This is a genomic window from Streptomyces sp. BI87 (assembly GCF_025957665.1).
Classification (GTDB): Bacteria; Actinomycetota; Actinomycetes; order Streptomycetales; family Streptomycetaceae; genus Streptomyces; species Streptomyces albidoflavus.
This window is the reverse complement of the sequence record NZ_CP110079.1, coordinates 4,053,222-4,072,032: the sequence shown is the minus strand read 5'-3', so window position 1 is coordinate 4,072,032 and position 18,811 is coordinate 4,053,222. Positions and strand designations below refer to the sequence as shown.

Here is an 18,811-nt window from a genome sequence, read left to right as displayed (position 1 = left end):
CTCACGCCCAGTTCCCCCGGTAGCCGAAGGCCACCAGGTCGTCGAGGCAGGCGATCGGGGCGTGCGGGACGACGCGTCCGTCCGGGGTCTCGGCGAAGATCTCGCTGGACAGGACGCGTCCGTCGACGCCGTTGACCTCGCGGATGGAGGTCACCATGCGCTGGAGCCGGCCGCCGGTCTGGTAGTTGTTGCGCCGCTGGATGAAGACGACGAAGTTGACGGCTCCGGCGACGAGCATCTGGCTGGCCTCGATGGGGAGGCGCTCGCTGGCCTGGAGGGCGTAGGTCGAGATGCGGTTGAAGACCTCGTGCGAGCTGTTGGCGTGGATCGTGGAGAGCGAGCCGTCGTTGCCCTGCGACATCGCGTTGAGCATGGTGACGATCTCGTCGCCGAGGACCTCACCGACGATGACCCGCGAGGGGTTCATGCGCAGGGAGCGGCGGACCAGCTCGGCCATCGAGATCATGCCCTGGCCCTCGGAGTTGGGCAGGCGCTCCTCGAAGGCGACCACGTTGGGGTGGAGGTCGGCGAAGGTGTCGAGGCCCAGCTCCAGGGCGCGTTCGACGGTGATGAGGCGTTCGGCGGGCGGGATCTCGTTGGCCAGCGCCCGCAGCAGGGTCGTCTTTCCGGCGTTGGTGGCCCCGGCGATCATGATGTTCTTCCGGGCGCGGACCGCGCAGGCCAGGAAGTGACCGACCTCCGGGGTGAGGGTGCCGTTGCCGACCAGGTCCGACATGAAGACCTTGCCCATGCGCGCGCGGCGGATGGACAGGGCCGGGCGGCGGGTGACGTCCATGACGGCGGAGAGCCGGGAGCCGTCGGGCAGCCGCAGGTCGAGCTGGGGGTTGGCGGAGTCGAAGGGGCGCGAGGAGAGACCGGAGTAGGCACCGAGGATCTGGATCAGCTCGACCAGTTCCTCGTCGGAGTCGGCGACCGGGTCGACCTTGGCCTCACGGCCGTCGGCGTACCCGACGAAGACCTGGTCGGCGCCGTTGATGTCGATGTTCTCGACCTCGGGGTCGTCCAGCAGCGGCTGGAGCCGGCCGACGCCGAAGAGCGCCGCGTGCACGGCCGCCGCGTACTGCTCCTCGGTCTCGGCGTCCAGCGGGGTGCGCCCGGCGTTGATCTCCGCGCGGGCGTACTCCTCCAGGATCTGCGCGATGACGGCGCGCGCGTACTGCCGCTCGTCCTCGCCGGACATCGCGGCGACGCCGGACACCTGGTCGAGGCGGCGCTGCTCGGCGATGCGGTCGCCGGCCTCCTGCCGGAACCGCTTGACGAGCTGGTGGTCGACGCTCATCGCCCGGCCCCCGCGGCGGGGGTGCTCCAGGCGGCGCCGAACTGCTGGTACAGGTCGGCGCTGATCTTCCGGGCGGACCGGATGAGCAGCGACTTGTCGAGCCGCCCGCGCCGGCGCCCGGCGAGCTGGTCGGCCCCGGCCGGGTCCTCGGCGAGGGTGCCGACGACGCGGGCCCCGGTCTGTCCGGCCACCAGCATGTCGTTGACCTGGTGGACGAGTTTGGCCGAGCCGCCCGGGTCGGTGACGAGCACGACCCCGATCAGCGGCGTCGCGATCCCCGCGGCCCCGCGCGGCCCGCCGTGCAGCCGCTGCGTGAGATGGCTGGCCCGGTCCCGTACGCGCGCCAGCGCCTCCGGGGTCGTCCGCGAGACGAGCAGCACGAGCTGGGCGTACGGGAAGAGTTCGACGGCGGCGGTGTCGCCGCTGATCCGCCCGCAGTCGGCGATGACGTCGGCCGGGGCGTGCGGGGAGTCGCCGAGCTGGGCGAAGGACTGGCCGAGCGTGGGCCAGAGGCCGGTGAACCCGGCGGCCTGCTCGGCGCTGCCGATGCCGACCAGCACGTCGAGTCCGCCGGAGAGCGGCTGGGTGTGGTCCCAGAGCTGATCGGGGACGAGGCCGCGCCGGGCGGTGGCGGCTATCGACAGCATGCCGGTGTTCGGGTCGAGCGAGCCCCCGTGCGCGGCGGCGCTGCGGTAGAGCAGGTCACCGCCGGCCGGGTCGGTCTCGGCGAGCAGGACACGGCGCGGCCAGACGGCGGACAGGGCGACGGCGGCGGTGGTGACACCGGGCGATCCCTTGTCGGCGGCGAGGACGATCAAGGCCATGGCGGGCCCCCTCAGCTGCCGTCGGAGGCGCCGCCGGCAGCGCTGCCGGCGGGCAGACGCACCAGGGCGACCTCACCGGCGTTGGCCGCCTGGGCGAGCGGTCCGGCGACAGCCTTGTCCACGGTGACCGTGACGGGCAGGGTGCCGGAGCTGACCGTGCCCTCCTCGGCCTCCCTGACCAGCGCGATCTGGGCGCTCTCGACCAGCGGGGCACCCGCGGCCGAACCGGAGCCGGTCTCGGCCCCGTCGTTCCGCGACTTGGCGGCGGCGTCGCCCACCCGGTACGCGGTGACGGTGTCACCGGGCTTGAGCCCGGACGGGTACTGGCCCTCCTTGAGGGAGAGGCCGACGTTGACCTTGCCCTCGGGCAGGCCGGTGCCCTCGGCGAACATCTCCCCGACGGCGACGGCACCGCTCGGGATCGTGTACTTGGCCTTGAGCTTCTTCAGCGAGGCGAGCTGCGACCACTCGACGTAGTTCACCGACTCGTCGGCGGCGACCAGGACTTCGGTCACGGCGTCGTCGGTGACGGCGGCCCCGACCGGGATCTCCTTCTCGATCTTGACCGCCGATATTCGGTCACCCGCGCGCAGCACCAGCACGGTCGCGCCGAGGGCGCCTACGAGGATGAGCAGGACGGCGAGGGCCGCGAGGGCCGGCTTGCGCTCCCTGGGCGGCGTGGGAAGCCGCTCCCCCGCACCCGGCTGAGCCGGTGCGGAGGCCCGGTTGTTGCCCCCGCCCGCACGCTCCTGGATCTTCACGCAGCCGCTCCCCGTACCCAAGAATCTGTCGTCATGACACCGTGGCCCGCCCGGTCCGCAAGGTGGTGACACCACCTGCGGTCGTCCGCCGCGCCCCACCCCGTCTGGCGGTCCGGCGCGCCGCGCATGGTCACGCGTCGGGCCATCGCACCGTATCAGCAGCGGGCGGGGCGGCCTCAAGGGCTGAACCGCCCTCAGGAGCACCTGCCGGACTGGTGCTTTTCACGCCGGAGACGGGGCGGGCGGTTCCCGGCCCGCCCCTGGAACCTCGTCACACCTACTTCCGCACCCACCCGAAGGGGACCCCCGCCCCGCGCACGGGCCCTCCGCGAGCCACCTCCGTCCCCGCATCTCCCCAGAATCTCCCCAGAACGTCACCGGGCCGCCGGTCACCAGCTGTCGTCCTCGCCCTCCTTCCACTCGGCGTCGCGCAGGCACTTCGTGGACACCGACGTCGTGACCTCACGCCGGTCGAGCCCGCGCCCCCCTCGCTCGCACCAGATTCGCGAGGCTGCGCCGGACGTCGGCATCCACCTCACCGCCGCCCGCCGGTACGTCGCCCGCCTGGGAATCCGGGCTTCCGCGTCGACTTCACCCCCTGACCTCCCCCGTGAAGACGAGCTGCCCGTTGGCCGCGTACAGGTGGGCGCCCTTGACTCCCTCCCGGTAGAGGCGCACGGAACGGTCGTCGCTGTCAGTCGACTCGGGGAGTGCCTGCCAGCCGCGCTCCCGCAGATACGCGCAACTCGCCTCCAACGCCGTCTCGCTCTCCGGCCCGTCACCGCCCCGCGGCCACCCGGCCACCCGTACAGAACCGGGTTCCGGGTCGCCGAAGAGGTCGTCCGGGTGGACGGGGCGCCGGAAGACCGCCCCGATCGCCTCCCGGATCTCGGCGGCGACCGCTCGCTGTGCCGCTTCCCGCTCGTCGGGCAGTTCCTCCCCGGCCGGCCTCTCGCGGCCGCCGTCCGGCAGCAGGCTGAAGGAGACCCCTCCCGGTCGGCAACTGAAGCCGGCGGCACCCAGGCCGGCCTTGCCCGCCACCACGTACGGCTCGTCCGCCGCCCTCGGCCGCTCGTCCACCGACCAGCCGTCCTCCCGGAGGCGGAAGGCGAAGGCGTCGTAGAGCTGGTCGGCCGTACGCGTGTCCTCGGAGCTGACGGCCGTCACAGCCACGCCGTGGACGGACAGGGGGGAACTGATCAGGGTCACCTCGGCCCCGGGCAGTACCGAGTCGATCACCGGCCTGACGGCTTCGGCGAGCTGGGACGGGCCGGGACTGGACCGCTTCTGTGGCATGGGGCGCGAATCTTTCACCTAGGAGGAGGGGACGTGCCGTGCGGGATCTGTGGGTCAGAAAGGGTTCAGCAGGTCGATGGTCGCGGTCACCGCATCAGAGCCCTTGTCGAGGGACTTCTTCCAGGATTCGGTGTTCAGGTCGCCCTCAGCCAGGACTTCCGCGAACTGGGTCCAGTTGTTGACCGCGCGGGTGCCCTTGGCGGCGACCTCCAGAGGCTGGGTGACGACCTCGGCGAGACCCCACGAGGCGGCCTTGGCGGCACCCGCGTAGAGGATGGCCTTCTCCTCCGAGGAACCGCCCGCCAGCATCCTCTTGTTGGTCTCCTTCGCCGCGACGTCACTCGCCAGCGAAGTGACCTCGGAGAACAGCTCGCCGGGCGGTACTTTGTCGAGGAGGTCGTGGTCTTTGAGACTCGTGTACAGGGGGGCCGCCGCGTCGGTGAAGCCCATCCGTCCGCTCACGATTCCCTGGGCGATCGGGTCGATGTCCCCACCGAGACGAGCGACTTCCTCCGGCGTCAGCCGCTCCTGGAGGAATCCGACGAGGCGACGAATCTCGGTGGCACCGGTCATCTCCTCGTCGAGGGAGCTGTCGACAGTCGTCAGGGAGTCGTACTCTCCGGCGAAGACACGCCTCAGATTGTGCACTCCCTCAGCCTTGGGGTCGTAGTAGTCGGAATGGCCGAAAGCTCTCATCGTGTCGAGTCGGGTGATGTCCGGAAAGTCCGCCGGATCGGATCCGTGCCCCTGGCTGTAAGAGACCGCATCCCCCGGGGCGCGCATCGCGAAGAAGTGAGTGTTGGGCATTTGAAAGTCCTTGATACTGCGAATGTTCGGCCCCAGTCCCGGACTCCCCATGAAGACGACCTTGTCGACGTCGTCCATCCCCTCCTGCAACGCCTTGCTGGTGACCAAGGTGCCGTAGCTGTGGGCGAAGATGCCCAACCTGGCGTCGGGCCGCAAACTTACCCCTATTCCTCGCCTGAAGGCCCTGAGCTCCCGGCCTCCGACCTCCGCCTTGGCAGGGTCGACCGAATCACCTTGTTCAGGAGTGTCATATCCCAGCCAACTGATCACGGCCCCATCGGGACGTTCGACACCGTCGCCATCCACCAGCAGATCGACACCTCCGTCCGCGAAACTCTGGAAGTTGTCCAGACGATTGGTAACTCCTGGCACACGGAAAGCCACATCACCGGCCGTCTCCAGATCACCCAGCACCTCTGCGATCTTCCCATCCGCAAAGGGGTTGGCAACCGGGTCGGCGACACCACCCGCATCCGGTTGGAACATGAGGAACTGACGAGGAATCTCGCGGTAGGTAATCTTCCCGGTCTCCGGATCCGCAACCGCCTGCCTTCGGAGGGAAAGGAACCGTTGAAGCGCAAGCAATCGTCTCCTGCTGCGCTCGAACGCGGGAGAGTCCGGGGAGAGACCCTCCAAGTGGCGCGCCTCCTTCTCATACTGCCTCTGGATGGAGATCCGGTTGGCCGCGAACCTCAGGGGCGGCGGAACACCGTCCAGATTTCCGACCCTCACGGGGTCGGCGACCGCCAACGCGGCCTGCTGCTCGGGCGTAAGACCTTCCACATACTCCTTCACCGCCCTTGCCCGCGCCTCTGGAACGGCCGTCTCGTACTCGGCCAGGACCTTCTTGAGTCCGGCCTTGAACTCTCCACCCGCACCGGCCTTCCGGGCCAGGCTGACGGGTAACCCGTGCTGCGCGAGCGCGTCGAACGGCGACTTCGAAGGCGACCGCAGGATGCTCGCCTTCTTGCGCAATTCACGGGCCGTTTCGTTCAGGTAGCTCAGCAACGGCAACAGATGGCCGACCTCGCTCAGGACATCCAGGTCGGACGCTCTCCTCCTCAGTGCTGGTATCTCCTTGGCGGTGCCATCCATCGACGCGGCGAGCTTCTCCAGCATGGCCGGATCAGCGAAGACCATTCCCATGGCCCGGGAAGGTAGCCGCCGAGACGTAGCATCCGGGCCGCAGAACGTCCGAACTGACCAAAATTTTGCGGAGGTTAAGTGAGGCCGCCAAACGGCGTGGCCGTACGACCTGCGGCCGGTCGGTCCATGGGTTTCGGGCGTCCGGCGGTGCCACGCACGTGCGCGGGGCCGAAAAGCGATGGCCGAACAAGGCGGAATGGCACCTACCGCTTCCCGGCCGGATACCGTGGCCGCCCACCCAAGAAGGCCCGCCACCGCGACGGGCACATCAGGCCGTGCAATCCCGGGAGTTGTCGTGCCAAAGAAGCACATCGAGCTACGCAAGCTTGCGGATGACGTCGGAGAACTCCTGACAGGGACCAACGACATAGCCAAGGACGAGAAGCCTTCGCCAGCGGATCAGTGGCAGGGCCCCACTGCGACACGCATCCGGGGTGAACTCCGGGTACTCACAGCCAAGCTCCGCGTGTCGGCCGCCTCACTGGAGAAGGAATCGGCCGCAATGGCTTTGCGAGAAATCGACAAGCAGGGCTCGTGATCACCCGGCATGGGGCGAGGGGGCTACCTTCGCCCTCACCGCCGGCCACAGACTGGTTGACCGTGCCTTCAGCGCTTCTCCCATTCGGGATTTCGCAGACACTCGGTGACCAGGCTGAAGGAAAGGCTGCGCCTCTGCTGTAGGCCCACATCAACCCTCACCGACACCCACCCATTAACCCCGGGCTTCTCCATGGTGAGGAGTACCTCGTCCGGGAGTTCTTCCGTGAACTGCAGATCCCCCTCGTCGGGGCTCCGGGTTCTACTTCCGTTCTGCCAGCCACGCTCCAGCAACCGCTCCCCTGCTGCCCGAGCCAGCTCCTCGATACTCCGCTTGTCTCTGGACGAGGCTTGGCCACGGTAGGTAACACCCTGCTGAATCTTGCTCGCGTTCTTGTCCGCGCTCATGTCGAGCCCTCCGCACTCCTCAAGATCAGCGGAGTCCTTCACCATCTCCACACCCGGCCACGCCTCCTTCATCGCCGCCATGGCATCCGGACGCATCGCCTCGTACGCCTGCTCGTAGGTCTGCTTCGGCTCGCCCAGCCCGCAGCCGGCCAGCATCCCTAACAACGCCAGCGCCGCCACGGCCGACAGCCTCAGCCGCGCGCCGCGCGTCCCGTCGAGCCCGTCCACCCCGGCGCTCCTTCCTCTCGGGTTCCGGCGGCTGTTCCGCCGATCGCCGTCCGAGCCTCGCACCACCGCCACACGCCTCGCAGCGGTACGGCGAAGCCTGCGAGAGTCGGCCGAGATGGGGTGGGTTCGGGCCCTTCGGTCCAGCAGGCGAAGGTCAGCGCATCAGGGCGGGTAATAGGGTCCTTGGGAGGAAACGCCGACGGGCACACCGGCATGGGGGGGGGAGCCCGATGACCGACCGCCGCCCCACCGCCTCCTGGCTCTCCGTGCTGCTGCTCGCCCTGGCGCTCGGCGCGGGGCTCGTGGTCGCCGCGCACGTCGTCGCGCCGGACGGTGCCCGGCACGTGCTTGCCGGGTCGGACGGGCTCACCTCGCCCGTCGAGCGGCGGAACCAGAGCTTCGTGACCGGAGGGCTGCTGGCCCTGCTGCCGTTGAGCGTCCTGCTGTCGGGCACGGTCGTACGCCGGGCACGGTACGGGCGGGTGACCGCGGCGGGGTCGGAGGAGGAGCCGCCCGCGCTGAGGCCCACGCGAGGGGAGGCCCGGGCGGCCGCCGGGGTGGCCGTGGCGGTGGCCGGGGCCGCGCTGTGGACGCTGGGGGCCACCGGCGAGCGGACCGGAGCCGGGCGGGAGGGCGTACGGGAGCTGGCGCCGCTGTGGTCCGGGGACTTCTGGCCCGGGCTGCTTCTCGTCGGGCCGGGGGCGGCCCTTCTGCTGTTGCTCCTGGTCCGGATCGGCGCCGCGCTCCTCCACGTGGTCCGGGGGCGTCTGGGGCGCGGGGTCCCGCTCGTCCTGCGGTACGCCCGGGCCGACGCCCAGCCGGTCTTCACCGCGCCCACCGAGCCGTCCCGCCGCTGGCTGACCGGCGCGCTCCGGCATGAACTGCGCCTCGCGCTGGCCGAGTTCGAAGCGGCCGCACTGCCTGCCGGGCCGGCCAGGGAGTGGGCCTGGTCCGGGCTGGACGCCGCCATCCTGGCCGTCGGCCACCAGGACGAGGCGGGCGGCGGCCACCGCGACCCCGCCGCGCTCACCGCCGCCCTCGTCCTTGTCCGCTGCGTCCGCGCGGGACTCGGCACCTGCGGCGCCCGGCCCGGTACGCGGCCTCCGGTGCGGATGGCCGCCGCCTGCTGTGCGCTCAACCCGCTGCACGGCCCGGCCAGCCTCCGCGAGCGGCTGCGGGTGCCGGGCGGCGGCCCCGGTACCGAACTGCCGGTCTGTTCCCTGTGCTCCGACTACCTCCGGCTCCCCTTCGTCAGCCCGTCCCCCGGCCTGCTCCTGCTGCCCGGACCGCGTCGTACCCGGGTGCCGTACCTGGAGGCGGCCGGCCCGCTGCCCCCCGTCGACGGGGGCCTCAACGCCCTCATCCGCGAGATCAAGGAGACGCCGGTGCGTACAGAACCGTCCCGAGTCCGTGACCGGCGCGGCCCGCTCCTGGTGGCCTCGGCCGCCCTCGGGCTGGCGGCGATCGTCGCGCTGGCCGGGCAGGCCGGGGCGGGCGGAAGCGTCAACTGGCTCGTCCCGCTGCCGCTGTTCGTGGGCGCGGCCATCGGCGCGGTGTACGGCCGGCGCCACCCGGGCGAGCGCCGGGCGGAACCGCGCACCGTCTTCACCACCGCCGAGGAGGCGGCCTTCGTCCGGATGCGGGCCAAGGCCGCCGAACTCCTGCCGGAGCTGGGTCTGTTGATCGCGGAGGCCCCGGTCGCACTGCCCGGCGGAACGCCCGGCATCGAGCGGGCGCTCGACGCGTACGCCGCCGCCGGGACCGTGCTGGACGGCGCCCGCGACGTGGCCGACCTCGCCGGAGTCGTCGCCCTGGTCGAGGAGGGCACCGCGCCCATCCGGGCGGCGATGAACGCGGCCCGGCCCCGCCGCAGGCGGCTGCTTTCGCGCCGCCCGGTCCCCGCCCAGCCGCACACGCCGCTGACCTGCTTCTTCAACCCGTTCCACGGCCTGGCCACCGCCGGGGAGGTGTCCTGGCGGATGCTGGGCCGCCGGGACCTGCTGACGGTCGCCGTCTGCGCGGAGTGCGCCGCCGCCCTCGCGGCCCGCCGCACCCCGCAGTCCCTCACCGTCCGGCACGAGGGCCGCCTCGTCCCGTACTACGAGGTCCCGTCGGATCAGAGCCTGTGGGCGGCCACCGGCTTCGGCTCTCTCACCGGCGTCCCGCTGGCCCCGCTGGTGAACCGGGGCGACTTTCGCCGAGCCGCCGAACGACGTTGAGCGGCACGGAAGTTGGCTCGACGGCATCCCTGTCACCCGCAAGTGGGTACGCTGCCCGCCATGTCCGACAGCCGCGACACGTCCCCGACCGCCCCGCCACTGCTCCCGGTGGGCGGCGCCGAGCTGCGCCGTGACCCCGCCCTGCACGAGGCCGTACGCCGCGTGGGGCAGCGGGTGGGCGTGGACTTCACGGACGACGAGAGGGTGCGGGAGGAACTGCGGCGGGGACGTGACGCCCTGGCCGACGGCTCGGCCACGACCGGCCCCGGCTGCCTCGCCTTCCTGCTCCTGATCGTGGCGGCGGGGCTGGCGGTCGCCGACCAGATCTCGCCCGCACTCACGGCCCACCGCCCGGCCCTCCTCGCCGGCGCGGGCGTCTGTGCCGTTCTGGCGGTCGCCGCCATGGGCTGGGCCGTGGCGCGGTGGCAGCGGGCCCGCCGGGACCCGTTCCTCGCCGCTTACCGCGAGGTTCTCTCCCTCGCTCAGGCGCACGGCCTGACCTTGACCCACGTACCGGACTGGCTGGTGGGGAAGGCCGGCGGTTCGAGCCAACCCTGGTACCCGCTGCCAGAGGTCGCGCCGCCCGGAGCCGCCACGGGCACGACCCCGCCACCGCCGCCGTCCGCGCCCCGCGACGCGGGCGTCCGGCCCCCGCACAAGCCGGCCGAGGTCACCGCCTGGGAGCGGACGGCCGGTCAGGGCGGCTGGCACGACGAGTTGGGAGGGCTGCTGGCGTTGGCCGGAGCGGGCGCGGCCGTCTGGGCCTACGTCGAGGACCAGCCGGTCGGCTACACCGGCCTGGTCCTGGGCCTGGCCTCGGCGATCGCCGTCTGGGTGCTGGGCCACCGGCAGGGCGTCCGTAAGGAACGCGGCCGGGAGGCGGCCCTGCGCCACCTGGCGGACCTCCGAGCGGCCCAGGCGGCCGGAGCGGCCGTACCCGAACTCTCTACGCAGCTCCGGAGGCTGCTGGAGGAGGACGGGCCCGACGGCTGACGGGCGGCGACCGCCGTCCGGGCAGGTTCAGCCGGAACCGCCCGTGGACGGTACGGGCAGGCTCTCGTACGGTGGGCGCCAGCCCCCTCCGCCCACGGCAGTGAGTTCCCCAGCGATGTCCACCACCGACGCGGTACGCCCCCACGACCGGCATCGCACGGCGCCGGAGCCGGCGCTCCGCCCTGCGGCCGAACCGGGGTCCGGGGTCGAGATCAGCATCTGGTCACGGCTGTTCTTCGACGGCAAGGCGCTCGTCCTGCGCTCGCGCGGGTTCTTCGGCGAGCGCCGCGAGAGGCGGTACCCGCTGTCGGGACCGCAGGGCATCAGGCGGGCGGTGCTGGTCTTCCCGGACGCCGAGACGGCCGCCCGTGAGCGTGGCGCCGGTGAGGTGTGGCTCCTGGACGCCTCGGGGCGCCCGGTGGCCCGGCTCCTGCCGTACCAGTGGATTCCGGCGGGCGCGCCCTGGCTGAACTTCGAGGAGGCGGTGCGGCGCAGTGGGATCGCCGCCCTGTTCAAGGCGTGCGGCATCCCGGTCGAACGGACCACCCAGGACCGGGCCGACGCGCCACGCGTGCCCTGGTGGCAGAAGCTGACCCTCCTCCTCAGCCCGGGGCCGGCCCTTCCCCTGTGGTACCAGGCACTGCGCATCGCGCTGGGCGGCGTGTGGTTCCTGGCGTTCACGGTGCTGTTCTTCTCCGAGGCGAGCCTGCCCCGGCTGATGCTGCTGGCGGCGGGGACCGCGTTCCTCGCCCCCGTGGCGCGGCTGACGGTGCGACGCGTCACCGCCCTGCGCAACCGTTCGGCCGCCCGTCTCGATCCGGCCCCGCTCGTGGAGATCTCCCCCTGTCCCGGGCCGCCCGAAGAGGACGGCACTGTGGCCACCAGGCGTTTCGTCTCCCGGGCCGTCCTGCGGGTCTTCCCCGGCGAGCTGTCGGTGGTCGACCCGTACGGTGCGGACGTACGCCGTGCCCTCTCCGGCCCTGCGGGAGCTGTCGCGGTGGTCAGGATGACGGGCCCCGACGGCGAACCGGTCGGGGTGGAACTGCGCTACGCCTCGGGGGTCCGGGCGCCGATCGGCGCGTGGGCCGGCTGGTTCGCGGGGCCGGGCGGAGAGGCGGCATGGGGCCGGTTCCGTCGTGCGGTGCCGCTGCCCTGCGAGGAGCGGAAGGTGAGCGCGGTGGCGCTCACCCCGAGTCTCACCAGGGGCCCCGGCGCCGCTTTTCCCGGGCCAAGGGCGAAGGAGGCACGGCAGGACGCGCTCTTCACCCGCAGCATCGGGACACTCCACTCCACGATGTTCATGATGTTCTCCTCGAGCTTCTCCTTCTGGTGGGCGCCGGTCGTCCGCATCGAGTCCCCGGCCGCCGCCCGGGGCTCCGCCCTGCTCGGCCTGGCCGGCCTCCTCCTCCAGTTCGCTCCCTGGTGCTGGCACCACCTGCGGAGCCGCTCGCACTTCGAACGCCCGGTCTCCGGGGAGGGCCGGTCCCTCCGGCCCCGCAGCCGCCCGCGCCCGGCACGCTCGTGCACCTCCCCCACCACCCGGAAGGCCCGTACGAGATGACCGAGGAACGCGCCCGCAGACGCGCCCGCCTGGCCTCCGGCGAACGCGGCGTCCTGGTCGAACCCGCCGCCGACGCCCTCACCCTGTACGCCGTCTTCACCGGTGTCCCCTTCGCCGTCGCTGCCTACTGCCTGACCGTGCAGCGCGCCGAACTCGGCGTCGTCGGCCTCACCTTCCTCCTCATCGGCTTCGCCGCCGGCGTTCCCCTCGCCCTGCGCGTCGGCGAACGCCGCCGCGCCGCCGCCCTGATCACCGAGATCCGCGCCGCCCACCCCCTCGGCCCCGACTGCCACCCGGTCCGGACGGGCCTCAACGAACCGGGCCGTAGCCCCGGCCACCTCTGGGACACCACCCCACCCCGCGACGCCGTGGTCTCCGTCCAGGACGACACCCTTCAACTCCGCGCCGAGAGCGGCGAATCACTCGACATCCCCTTCACCGACATCCTCGGCGTCCTCCTCCTCCCCGCCGGCCGAGGACGCGCCGCTGCCGACCTCCACCTCCACTCCGGCGAGGCGATAGAACTCCGGACGACCCGCATCCGCCCTCTGGGGGTGACCTTGTCGGAGGCGGGGGTGCGGGTGTTGTTCGAGGATGTCCACGTGTGAGGAGCGGAACAGCACCCTCCGACCCCCTGGCCGGATACCGCACCCGGCCGCCGAGCACCGTTCCTCCGCTGCCTAACGTTTCGTCCAGACGTGACACCAGGCAGCGGGATGAACGGAGTAGGCGGCGTGAGGACGGTCAATCCGCAGGATCTCGAACAGCTCGCCGAGCTGCTCGACGGGCGCGGCGGACTCCTGGCTTCCCTCGCGGCTGGGCGCTGCCTTCCAGGGGAGCAGGTTCTACCAGAGCCTGACCAGCGTCCCGTTGACCGACGGAGTGCGGGGCGACCTGATCGGAAACGGGGTCAACAGAGTCCGGTCCTCCTCCACGGTTCGTTCCCTCAGGGTCAACCGGGTGATCAACTTCTTGGTCGGGCATGACAAGCTCGCCGGTCGATACGGCGGCCTGCCCCATTCCGGACAGCAGGTGAAGCGGGCCGCCAACGCCAGTCTCACCAGGGTCGGCCAGGGCCTGTTCCAGGCCCGCGGCGGCATGGCCAACCCCGGTAAATCGCTGCGCTTCGCCGTGGCCGGAACGGTGAAAACGGCTGGCTTCCTGCGTACGACGAGCGTCGTCGGCAACGCACTCTCCACCGGCGTCAGCGTCGCCAACGTCGTTTCGCACGGCAATCCGGTCAACGCCTTCAAGGAGAAGGGGGCCGAGTACGTCGCCGACGTCGCGGAGGTGGGCTTCAACGCCTCCCTCACCGCCGCCACGGTCGCACCGAACCCCGACACCATCGGCCTTGTCGTCGGAACCGGCCTCATCTACGGCGGGGCGAAAGTCGTGGAGAACTGGGACGACGTCAAGAAGGGTGCGGGCAAGGCGGTGGACTGGGCGAAGGGCACCGGCGGCAAAGTCTTGGACGGGGCCAAGGATGTGGCAAAGAAGGCCGATCCGAGAAACTGGTTCTAACAGGTGGAATCGTACGAACCACTGGGCGTCCCCGGCGCTCCGGACAGGAGGCACACATGGCGTTCGGGCGAGGAAGAAGCGAGCGCGCGCGGAGCGAGGCACCGCCTCCGCCGCCGGCGCCCGCGCAGGTGGACTGGTACGACGTCCGTACCTTCGTCCTCGGCATGGTCTGGCGCCCCCACACCCCCGAGCAGCCCGGCAACAAGTTCGGCGACCGCGCCATCCGCGTCCCCATGGGAACGGAGGAGCATCCTGTCAACGTACCTTGCGCGTATGCCGGTTCGGACGAGCAGACCACCTCCCGCGTCCCCGGCGCCGCCTTCACCCTGTACGAGGACCCGGCCCAGGAACGCCTCCTCTGTTCGGTCATGGGGCCGGTCGAGGAGGGCCGCACCCTCAGCTACGAGGTACGCGACGCCGCCGGCAATCCCCTCGGCACCCTCCACCGCATCGCCGGCAACCGCTTCACCCGCCACACCTGGCGCATCGACCAGCCCGGCCGTCCGCCGGTCAACGGGGTGGGCGAACTGGCCAGCCGCAGTTCGGTCGGCTATCGCGCCGCTGTCGTGGCCATGCGCCTCCTCGACTCCCTGCCGGAGGCCGAGGGCGGAAAGAAGCCGAAGAAGTACCGCACCCTCGTCTGGCAGGCGGGCGAGGAGGAAGTCATGCTCTCCGAAGCCAGCAAGAAGATGACCATCACCGCCGTCTGGCTGGACCGCCGCCCCGCCTTCGCCTTCCCCCTCGTCGGCGACGCCCCGCCCCTGCCCTGCTGACCTCACCGGAACGGCGTAGACGCCCTATTCGGGCGAACCGGCCGTGACCGCCCCCCGGATGTCCGGCCGCCCCTACTACACACCTGTCGTCGCCCAGTACCGTGTTCGTACTGAGCTTCGTGGCGAGCGGCGGCGTACCGGCTCGCACGGATGAGGCAGCGAACGGGGGATACAGCGTGAGGACGGTCAATCCGCAGGATCTGGAGCAGCTGGCGAAGCTGCTGGACGGGCGTGGAGGGCTTTCGGACAAGCTGGACGAGGCATTCACCCGCGCCTCCAACCTGGGGGTCACCAGCAAGCTGACCACCCTGCGCCCGCTGCGCTCCTGGGTCTCCGACACCGCGCCCGATCTGCGCAAACGCGCCACCTTCGCCAGGTTGGAGGACGGTGATCCCGAAGCGGGGCTGCGCTGGGCGGGGTTCACCGACAAGGATCTGGCGAAGTACAAGGGCGAGGGGCTCACCCCTGACGCCCTGCTGCTCGCCAACTCGGTGGCCGCGAGCGACGACCCGAACGCGGAATCGTTCAAGCGCCAGGAGAACGAGTCCCTGAAGGACTGGGTGACCCGCCTCCAGGCCAACGCCCTCTCCAGGATTCCGGGGCTCGGCCCGCACGAGCAGACCATCGAGCGCATGATCAAGGCGGTGGGCGACTACGGCTCCATCGTCGCGGCCGGCACCGTCTTCACCGTGCAGGGTGCCTCCCTGACCAAGGTCCTGGTCGGCAACTCCCTGAAGCAGGGGGCCCTGCGTACGTGGAAGACGCGGCTGGGCGTCACCATGCGCTCCAGCAACCTCGGCTGGGTCCGGTCCGCCGGCAACTGGCTGATCAGGACCCGCCCCCCGATCCGCTCCCTCTCGGCGCCGGGAGCCTGGCTGCCGGGGCGGCTGGGCGCGCTGTTCCAGCAGAGTTCGCTGTACCAGAACCTCAGCCGCGTCCCGCTGACCAGCGGTGTGCGCGCGACGTGGCTGGGCACCGGCTACGACGCGCTGCGCCGCTCGTCCCTCGCGCGGAACCTGCGGGTGAACCCCGCCATCAACTTCCTGGTCGGCCACGACGGCCTCGCCGGCCGGTACGGCGGCCTGACCCACTCCGGGCAGGCGGTGACGCGCTCCGCGCAGGCCAGCCTCACCACCGTCGGCCGGAACCTCTTCACCGCCCGGGGCGGCATGGCCAACCCCGGCTCCTCGCTCCGGTTCGCGGCGGCCGGTACCGCGAAGGCGGCGGGGTTCCTGCGCGGCGCGGGCGTCGTCGGCGGCGTGGTCTCCACCGGCGTGAGCGCGGCCAACGTCATCTCGCAGGGCAACCCGGTCGACGCCTTCAAGCGCAACGGCGCCGGATACGTCGCCGACGTCGCCGAGGTCGGCTTCAACGCCTCCCTCACCGCCGCCATGGTCGCCCCCAACCCGATCACCATCGGCGCCGCCGTGGTCACGGGCGCCATCTACGGCGGCGCCAAGATCGTCGAGAACTGGGACGACATCAAGGCCGGCGCCGGCAAGGCCGCCGACTGGGCCAAGGACAAGGGCGGCAAACTCGTCGACGGGGCCAAGGACCTGGCCAAGAAGGCCGACCCGAGAAACTGGTTCTGACCCGTTCCGGTACGCACGGAGGACGACGCATGACACGTGGTGGCACGACCAACCCGAACCCGGAACCCCCGGTGGAGCAGGTCGGCTGGGCCGACGCCGACCGGTTCGTGGTGGGCTGGGTGGAGCGGCCGCGCGGCAGTAGGCGACCGCAGGCCGTCCTGGGCGCGCACGCCGTCCGCGTCCTCCGCGGCCCCCTCGCCCAGCGCGTCCACGCCCCCTGCGCCTACGTCGGCGAGCACGAGGACACCCGACGGGCCGCCCCCGGCGCCGCCTTCACCCTCTTCGAGGACCCCGGACTCCAGCACCTCCTGTGCACGGTCACGACCCCGGACTCCGACGGGCACGACCTGCTGTACGCGGTCCGGGACGCGTCGGGCGAACTGATCGGTACGGTACGCCGGGTGGCCGGCGGCCCGCTCAGCCCGCACACCTGGCGGATCGACCAGCCCGGCCGTCCCGAGGTCACTGGCACCGGCAAGCTCGGCAGCCTGAAGAGCCCCGGCAAGAAGCTGGGCGCCTCGGCCGGCATCGCCGTCGACCTGGTCACCCGCGCCCTCACCGCCCAGGACGGTGCCAGGAAGCAGAAGAAGCCCCGCACGCTGCACTGGTACGCGGGCGAGGAGAAGGTGATGGAGTCCGAGGGCAGCGACACGGTCTCCGTCCGCGCCGACTGGCTCGACCGCCGCCTCGCCTTCGCCTTCGCCCTGATCGGCGACGGCCCGAAGCCCGCGAAGGGGGCTGCGGGAAGCTGAGCGGCGGGGCCGTCCGTCCTCGGCCGGCCCCGTTCCGCCTTACCGGCTCGCGGCCCTCGGGGACAGCCTGCGAGGCGCGCCCCTCAGTCGAACTTCCGCGCCCGTCCCCACAGGAACATCAGCTCCATCGCCACGCACAGCCCTCCGCTGATCGCCCAGGCCGTGGTGGAGGCCGGCTTCACGTCGGCCGCCATGCGGGGGAACTGCCAGCCGGTCGGGTCGACCACGACGACGGCCGGGTCGCCGGCCTTGATGTCGTCGGTGCAGGCCGACAGGCCGCCGGTCTCGACCCGGCCGATCTCGCCGGTGTCGCGGTCCTCCCAGACCAGCTTGCAGGTGCGCGCCCGGTCGTACCTGGCGCTCATCTCACCGAAGCCGGCGACGACGGCCGGAGTGCGCACGCCGTGCCGGTCCAGGACCGTTTCCCCCATCGCCGGCCCCACGAAGAGCATGAAGGCGAAGCCGAGAACGGCGACGAAGGTGCCGGGGCCCGCCCCCGCGTAGGCCCAGGCGACGAGGAGGGCCGCCAGGGCCACGACGACGCCGAGCAGGAGCAGCAGCGTGCTCTCGCTCTGCGCCAGCCACCCCGACCCCAGCAGCACCGGCGGCAGGAGGAGCGCCACCATGAGCGTCGCCCGCCACGGCCTGCGCGGTTTCCCCGGCTTCTGCGGGGTGGCCTGGTAGGCGGCGTCGGGGCCCAGGAAGTCGGGCTGGGGGGAACTCATACGTCCTGCCTGCGGTGGTGGGGGGGGGAGGTGGCGAAGTACGGGTCAGGCGGCGGGCGTGCCCGGGGTGTCCACGTGCAGGTCCTCCTTGTCCGGGAGGAGGTCGGTGACCTTGTCCCAGATCTCGCCCACGTCCGAGGCGACGACGACCAGCGGCGAGTCCGGGCCCACGGCGCCGGGCAGGATCGGCTCGGCGGGCTGCTCGCGAATCCAGTAGCCGAGGGGGCCCGCGTCCCAGACGGCGAGGGCGCGGACCATGGCGGTGCGCTCGCCCTCGTGGTCGCCGTCCCAGACGGTGGTGATCCGCCAGTGGGAGTTGAGGGAGGCGACCAGTTCGACGAAGAGTTCCAGGGCGTCGCCGGTGAGGCTGCTGTCCGCCTCCCGCACGGCCGCGCGGGTGGCGGCGAGCAGGGCGGCCTCGTCCTCGCTCGGCTCGGCCAGCGCGGTGAAGGCGGCGTCGAGCGTGGCCATGGTCGTCTCCAGGCGGGAGACGGGCCGCTCGGGCGCGGCGACCCTGTCCTTGCGGAGGTTGACCTTGCGGGCCAGCTCCCACACCAGGAAGGTCGGCTCCACCGGGGTGTACTCGGACTCCTCCTCGCCGGGCCAGCCGTCGTGCGAGTAGACCGCTTCCTGGCCGACGACGACGCCGTGGTTGACCGGGCCGTGCTCGCCGGTGACCTCCACCTGGACCATCACCATGGGCTCGGCGAGGGCGCCCAGCAGCGGGGCGAGGACCTGCGAGAGTTCGCCCTCGGCGCCGACCAGGGCCGCCGCCTGGAGTTCGACCAGCGAGTCCCACAGCTCGTCGGGCGGGTTCTGGCCGTCGACCAGGTGGGCGAGGACTGCTATGTGGCGGTCTGCGAGGCGCAGGCGCGCCCGCGAGCTGTCGTACGAGGGCACTGGTCTCGGTTCCTCCCGTGAGTCCGCGGCGACGCGGTTCACTTCTTGTCGTCCTTCTTCAGGTCCTTGGCGTCGTTGGTGCACTGCTGGGCCTCGTCCCGCAGGGACTTCGCCACGTTGGTGCACGTGGTGTGCCAGGTCCTGAGCTTGCCCCGGACCGCGTCGGCGTTCGGCCCCGACCAGCTCTTCATCTGGGTGGTGGAGTGCCGCTTGGGCTGGTCGACCAGACTGTCTATGTGGTCGGCCAGCGAACGCAGCCGCTGCGCCCGCTGGGTCAGCTCCTCGATCTGCGGATCGGCCATTTCCGTCTCCCCCGTCGCTCGATCCCGTCCAGCATAGCGATCGGTGCACGGGCCGCCAGGGGCAGCCGGGGGCCGTGCGGGGGCCCTGGTGGAGGGGTCAGCGAAGCCCCCTCCGCATCTCCACCAACTCCCTTCCGGGGAACTGCTTCCCATGCGATAGCGTCCC

Annotated in this window: 17 protein-coding genes and 1 pseudogene; 9 read left to right on the top strand and 9 right to left on the bottom strand. The window is 71.7% G+C overall.

Going from position 1 to position 18,811, the window contains the following annotated elements:
• Position 1 precedes the first annotated feature (1 nt).
• From OIM89_RS18020 to OIM89_RS18000, 5 genes are all read right to left on the bottom strand, one after another.
• Positions 2-1,300 carry a CpaF family protein gene (locus OIM89_RS18020; RefSeq protein WP_030697634.1) on the bottom strand — a complete coding sequence of 433 codons (1,299 nt, stop codon included), beginning with the start codon at positions 1,298-1,300 and terminating at the stop codon, positions 2-4.
• Positions 1,297-2,124: a hypothetical protein gene (locus tag OIM89_RS18015; protein ID WP_030697635.1), complete on the bottom strand. Its 828-nt coding sequence runs from the start codon at positions 2,122-2,124 to the stop codon at positions 1,297-1,299. Before OIM89_RS18015 ends, OIM89_RS18020 begins: the two co-directional genes overlap by 4 nt.
• A gap of 11 nt (positions 2,125-2,135) precedes the next feature.
• On the bottom strand, positions 2,136-2,885 hold the full coding sequence (locus OIM89_RS18010) for a hypothetical protein (RefSeq protein WP_030697636.1): 750 nt from the start codon (positions 2,883-2,885) through the stop codon (positions 2,136-2,138).
• A gap of 591 nt (positions 2,886-3,476) precedes the next feature.
• A complete protein-coding gene (locus OIM89_RS18005; protein ID WP_247860789.1) occupies positions 3,477-4,181 on the bottom strand; it encodes a hypothetical protein in 705 nt (234 codons plus the stop codon).
• A gap of 54 nt (positions 4,182-4,235) precedes the next feature.
• Positions 4,236-6,134, bottom strand: coding sequence for an alpha/beta hydrolase family protein (locus tag OIM89_RS18000; protein ID WP_264491424.1), 1,899 nt, complete (start codon positions 6,132-6,134; stop codon positions 4,236-4,238).
• 295 nt (positions 6,135-6,429) lie between these two features.
• Here OIM89_RS18000 and OIM89_RS17995 point away from each other — a divergent pair, with 295 nt between their 5' ends.
• Positions 6,430-6,672, top strand: coding sequence for a hypothetical protein (locus OIM89_RS17995; protein ID WP_078951618.1), 243 nt, complete (start codon positions 6,430-6,432; stop codon positions 6,670-6,672).
• Positions 6,673-6,740: 68 nt separating this feature from the next.
• On the opposite strand, the gene OIM89_RS17990 is transcribed toward OIM89_RS17995, so the two are convergent.
• Complete coding sequence (locus tag OIM89_RS17990) at positions 6,741-7,307, bottom strand: hypothetical protein (RefSeq protein ID WP_247860787.1); 567 nt, start codon at positions 7,305-7,307, stop codon at positions 6,741-6,743.
• Between the two features lie 230 nt (positions 7,308-7,537).
• Between OIM89_RS17990 and OIM89_RS17985 the strand changes: the two genes are divergently transcribed.
• The 8 genes and pseudogenes from OIM89_RS17985 to OIM89_RS17950 all read left to right on the top strand — a co-directional run bounded on the left by OIM89_RS17985 (position 7,538) and on the right by OIM89_RS17950 (position 16,718).
• Entirely contained in the window at positions 7,538-9,526 is a 1,989-nt protein-coding gene (locus tag OIM89_RS17985; protein WP_264491423.1) for a hypothetical protein, read from the top strand.
• A 60-nt stretch (positions 9,527-9,586) separates the two neighbouring features.
• Positions 9,587-10,519 carry a hypothetical protein gene (locus OIM89_RS17980; protein WP_264491422.1) on the top strand — a complete coding sequence of 311 codons (933 nt, stop codon included), beginning with the start codon at positions 9,587-9,589 and terminating at the stop codon, positions 10,517-10,519.
• 115 nt (positions 10,520-10,634) lie between these two features.
• Entirely contained in the window at positions 10,635-12,080 is a 1,446-nt protein-coding gene (locus OIM89_RS17975) for a hypothetical protein (RefSeq protein ID WP_257380690.1), read from the top strand.
• The gene (locus OIM89_RS17970) at positions 12,077-12,688 is read left to right on the top strand and encodes a hypothetical protein (protein WP_257380689.1); all 612 of its coding nucleotides are present in this window, start codon (positions 12,077-12,079) and stop codon (positions 12,686-12,688) included. The genes OIM89_RS17975 and OIM89_RS17970 overlap by 4 nt, the downstream gene beginning before the upstream one ends.
• Before the next feature lie 187 nt (positions 12,689-12,875).
• A pseudogene (locus tag OIM89_RS17965) lies at positions 12,876-13,601 on the top strand (PE-PGRS family protein); the annotation flags it as partial.
• A gap of 56 nt (positions 13,602-13,657) precedes the next feature.
• On the top strand, positions 13,658-14,374 hold the full coding sequence (locus tag OIM89_RS17960) for a hypothetical protein (protein ID WP_264491421.1): 717 nt from the start codon (positions 13,658-13,660) through the stop codon (positions 14,372-14,374).
• Positions 14,375-14,550: 176 nt separating this feature from the next.
• Complete coding sequence (locus OIM89_RS17955) at positions 14,551-15,966, top strand: hypothetical protein (RefSeq protein WP_030697646.1); 1,416 nt, start codon at positions 14,551-14,553, stop codon at positions 15,964-15,966.
• Between the two features lie 29 nt (positions 15,967-15,995).
• Positions 15,996-16,718 carry a hypothetical protein gene (locus OIM89_RS17950; protein ID WP_175458430.1) on the top strand — a complete coding sequence of 241 codons (723 nt, stop codon included), beginning with the start codon at positions 15,996-15,998 and terminating at the stop codon, positions 16,716-16,718.
• Between the two features lie 83 nt (positions 16,719-16,801).
• Here OIM89_RS17950 and OIM89_RS17945 read toward each other — a convergent pair whose 3' ends face one another.
• The 3 genes from OIM89_RS17945 to OIM89_RS17935 are packed head-to-tail and all read right to left on the bottom strand — an operon-like array spanning position 16,802 to position 18,645.
• Positions 16,802-17,443, bottom strand: coding sequence for a hypothetical protein (locus tag OIM89_RS17945; RefSeq protein WP_217466412.1), 642 nt, complete (start codon positions 17,441-17,443; stop codon positions 16,802-16,804).
• 45 nt (positions 17,444-17,488) lie between these two features.
• On the bottom strand, positions 17,489-18,343 hold the full coding sequence (locus OIM89_RS17940; protein WP_030697649.1) for a hypothetical protein: 855 nt from the start codon (positions 18,341-18,343) through the stop codon (positions 17,489-17,491).
• Between the two features lie 38 nt (positions 18,344-18,381).
• Positions 18,382-18,645: a WXG100 family type VII secretion target gene (locus tag OIM89_RS17935; protein WP_030697650.1), complete on the bottom strand. Its 264-nt coding sequence runs from the start codon at positions 18,643-18,645 to the stop codon at positions 18,382-18,384.
• Positions 18,646-18,811 lie beyond the last annotated feature (166 nt).